Source organism: Candidatus Cloacimonadota bacterium (assembly GCA_011372345.1).
Classification (GTDB): Bacteria; Cloacimonadota; Cloacimonadia; order Cloacimonadales; family TCS61; genus DRTC01.
Window position 1 is genome coordinate 1 of record DRTC01000050.1, and the last position, 4,494, is coordinate 4,494.

Annotated in this window: 2 protein-coding genes; one reads left to right on the top strand and one right to left on the bottom strand. The window is 36.1% G+C overall.

Annotated elements, in window-relative coordinates:
- Positions 1-609 precede the first annotated feature (609 nt).
- Positions 610-1,077, top strand: a complete 468-nt coding sequence (locus ENL20_00825) for a MarR family transcriptional regulator (protein HHE37104.1) — start codon at positions 610-612, stop codon at positions 1,075-1,077.
- A 117-nt stretch (positions 1,078-1,194) separates the two neighbouring features.
- Here the strand turns inward: ENL20_00825 and ENL20_00830 are convergent, their stop codons facing one another.
- Positions 1,195-4,467 (bottom strand): 4Fe-4S dicluster domain-containing protein, encoded by a 3,273-nt coding sequence (locus ENL20_00830; protein HHE37105.1) that lies wholly within the window; start codon positions 4,465-4,467, stop codon positions 1,195-1,197.
- Between the last annotated feature and the right edge of the window lie 27 nt (positions 4,468-4,494).

Here is a 4,494-nt window from a genome sequence, read left to right on the forward strand (position 1 = left end):
TCAACTTAACAAAATATCTATTCTCAACATATTTCTTCTTTTTTTTTCAGTATGGATAGAGTCAACTAAAATTTAGTTTGAATAAGCAATAACTTATCCCTGTAAAAAAACAGAATATATTCCAAATAAAAAATTCAGACTCCATGAACATAAGTTCAGACTCAATGGAGAAAAAAGAAAACCTCTTGGATAGGTCGGAAGTTCCGGAAAGAGCTTGCGTATCTTCAATTTAATGATGGAAATACCGCATATATTTGTAAAAATTTAATCAGAAAATTGCTCTGATATTATATGATTTTCTTTCAGGAATTCCAAATTTTTAAATTCATCCTTTTAAGTAAAAGTTTTTTTAGCGCCATTTCCCAATTTTTTTTTATCCTGCAGTATCTGCGAAATTTTTCCATTGACATAAAGTTTTATATTTTTTTGTATGCTTTTAATTTGTTCTTTATTGTTTGAGATTGAGTATGTAAATAAATTTATTTTTTAGAATGATCGTAAACTTGATTCTTGTTCATTTCCAAACAGGAATCGATTTACTATTGAATTCTCCGTCATCATACGGAGAATCAGGAAGATGAACAAAAAAAATTTAACAAAGGATAAACAATGGTAGGTCCAGAAGAATTCATAGAGTTAACAAACAGACTACAAGACCTTTTTCAGGAAAGGGATACTTCATACACGCTGTGTGTTGTTATAGGAGAAATGGAGTGCGAATTACTCCGTTTTATCCATAAAATAAAAAAACCTATGAAGATGAAAGTAATCGCAGAAACATTTCATATTTCCAATGCAAAAGTAACTCGTGTTTTTAATAAACTTGAGGATATGGGATTAATTCAGAGATTTCCTTCTGAAGTAGACAGACGAAGCTGGTATGCACTCATAACCGAAGAAGGTAAAAAAATGGCAGAAAATACAAAATACAAACTCATTCAGCTTCAGGAAGCAGTTCTGAAAAAAATTCCTAAAAATGATATTGAAAAAATATACGAATATATGAAAATCTTTGTCGATGCTTATAGTGAAACCATCAAAGAATTTGATAAACCGATATTAGAGAAGCTATATTAAAATCTTGAAACTTTAAGGTTTGATAACAAAATATTGGGAATCGTTTTACTATTTACAATAAATTTAAATCAATTCAAAAAAACTTCCGAAGTTTTAAAAACTTCGGAAGAGAAATTATTACCAAACTTCCAATGCTTCGTTCAGCATAGCAAGTGTCTGCTCTTCCTTAAATCCAAGCTGCTGCATAGCTCCGGACGGACATACAGAAGCACAACTACCACAACCTTTACATAGAGCAGAATTTACATGAGCAAATTCTTTCCCGTTCATCCAGAATAATTCGGGAGCACCATAAGGGCAGACAGAAACACACATTCCGCAACCTGCGCACATATCCAGATCAACTTTGGCAATATTTGCTTCGGAAATATATTCATTAGAACTGATAATCGTGCATGCTCGCTCCGCAGCTGCTTTTGCTTGAGAAATAGTCTCTTCGATACCTTTTGGGGAATGGGCAAGTCCAGCCAGGAAAATACCTTCTACAGAAAAATCCACAGGTCGCAGTTTGACATGAGCTTCCATAAAGAAATTATCTTCATTGAGCGGAATTTTAAGCATTTGTGAAAGTTCACCTGCATCTTCCTGGGGAACCATTGCTGAAGCCAATATCAATTTATCCGGATAAATGACAATATCCTGATTCAGAATGTGATCTTTAACCGTAACTCTTAAACCTTTATTACTCAATACTAATTGTTTATTATCAATATCCACAACCGGTTTGGCATCAACTTCATACCTGACAAAAATAACCCCGAGTGACCTTGCTTTCTGGTAAAATTTTTCATAGAAACCATAAGTCCTCATATCCCGGTAAAGAATGAAAACATTCATTTTTGGATTTAATTCTTTCAGACGAATTGCATTTTTCACTGATTGGGTACAGCAAACTCGCGAGCAGTATGGTCTTCTTTCATCACGAGAACCGACACATTGGATCATAACGATATTTTTCATTTTTTTGTAATCTTTATTATGCTCGATGAAATCAGTCTCGAAATCAAGATGAGTTATTACATTCTCACTCTTTCCATACAAATATTCATCCGGCTTCGATTCATTGGCACCTGTCATAATAAGGATCACACCATGTTCATAAATGATTTCTTCATTTTCGCTTTTATTTAATATTTTTGTCTGATAGTTACCGATGTATCCGTCTATTTCCTTAATTTCAGAATTTGTGAAAACTTTGATCAAAGGATGGTCATCGATTTCATCCCTTATTTCAGTAAGAAATTCGGATATCTTCTTTCCTTCCACCGATTCGTCGAGTCTGTGCAGATTCCCACCTAATTTCTCTTTCCTTTCCACGATAGCAACTTCGAAGCCCTGTTCTGCAATGGAAAGAGCTGCTGTTATTCCGGAAAGACCTCCCCCGATAATGAGTGCTTTTTGAGTTACATCGAGAGCAACAGAATATAATGGTTCCAATAACCTGGACTTGCCAACAGCAACTTTTGTAAGAATTTTAGCTTTTTCAGTTGCTTCCGGTTTATGATCTTTGTGAACCCAACTACATTGATTCCTGATATTCGCCATATCAAAAAGGAAAGGATTTAATCCTGCTTCCCGTAATGTTTCCTGGAAAAGAGGTTCGTGAGTACTGGGTGAACAAGAAGAAACAACAACACGATTAAGTTTATATTCTTTGATGATCTCTTTCATTTTCTGCTGTGTATCCTGGGAGCAGGTAAACAGATTATCTTCTGCATAAACAACATTCGGTAAGGTTTTAGCAAATTTCACGACTTCCGGAACATTCACTACACTGCTGATATTGATCCCGCAATGACAGACAAAAACACCGATCCTGGGTTTCTTTCCAGTAACATCGATCTCATCCGGATATACTTTATCTGCAACTTCAGTTCCCCTTACATCAGAAAGAATTTCAGCAGCTCCGGAAACAGATCCGGAAGCCTGCATAACTGTTTCCGGAATATCTTTAGGAGAAACTGCAGGACCGCAGACAAAAACTCCCGGACGAGTGGTTTGAACCGGAGAAAAACCAGAATTCTCAATAAAATTAAATTGATTAAGACGAATATCCAGGACATCCGTTGTACTAGAGACATCTTTTTGAGGTGTCAAACCAACAGATAGAACAACAAGATCAAATTCCTCGATCACTAATCTTCCGTTATCTTTAGTATAATACAATTCGAGATTTCCGGTTTCCTTTATTTCTTTTATCTTTCCAACTCTGGAACGAATAAACCTGACTCCAACATCTTTTGCCTTGTCATAGAATTTATCAAAATCTTTTCCATACGCCCTGATATCCATATAAAATATTGTTGGCTGAACCGTACTGACATGCTCTTTAGCAATAATTGCTTCTTTTAAAGCATACATACAGCAAACCGATGAACAATACGGCATGTGCGAATGTTCCGTTCTCGAACCGATGCATTGTATCCAGGCGATTTTAGTTGGAACTTTGCCGTCATCCGGTCTTTGAAGATGTCCTTCATAAGGTCCTGATGCTGCTAATATTCTTTCAAACTGAATACTTGTAAGAACATTTTTAAATCTACCAAAACCATATTCGTGCATCCCGGTAGGATCGAATTTATCTGCTCCACTTGCAACAATGATCGAGCCGACTTTCAAATCAACTATTTCTTCTTTGTGATCAAAATTTATTGCATCTGCATCACAATATTCCGTACAAACTTTACATTCACCGGTATTAAGTTGCACACAATAATCCGGATCGATCTTGGCATAGTTGGGAACAGCCTGCGGGAAAGGAATGTAAATTGCCGGTCTTCTAATCAGTCCTTCATCAAATTCGGAAAGAATGGGAACAACTTTATTTTCCGTCATCTTGTCGAATTTTATCCCTTTTTGAGTTGGACAAATATAATCGCAAGCTCCACAGGTTTGACAGTCTTCCGAGTACTTATCAAAAGCAGTTTCTACAATCCGTTGAAATCCTCTGTTGGCAAACCCGATTGCTCCTCTTCCCATCCTGCTTTCACACATACGCACGCATAATCCGCAAAGGATACAATCATCATTTTTCGATTTGATCCTTGGCTTTCCAACACCCATTTCTTTGGCAAGATCTTGTAATACTTCAGCATCAGGACATTTTGCCAGCATTAACTCGACCATCATCTTGCGCGTATTTCTCAAATCTTCCGTATCGGTTTCGATAATCAGACCGTCTTGAACTGGATAAGTGCAGGATGCTTCCGTTTTTACCGGACCACCATTCTGGCTTATTTCGACAATACACATTCGACATGCACCATAAGCTGGTAATGCCTTATTATAACATAGAGTCGGAATTATTATCCCGTTTTTTTCTGCTGCTTGAAGAATCGTTAAACCTTCTTCAACTTCAATTTTTTTCCCATTAATAATTAAATTAACCATATTTATTACCTTCTAAATTTATATCAA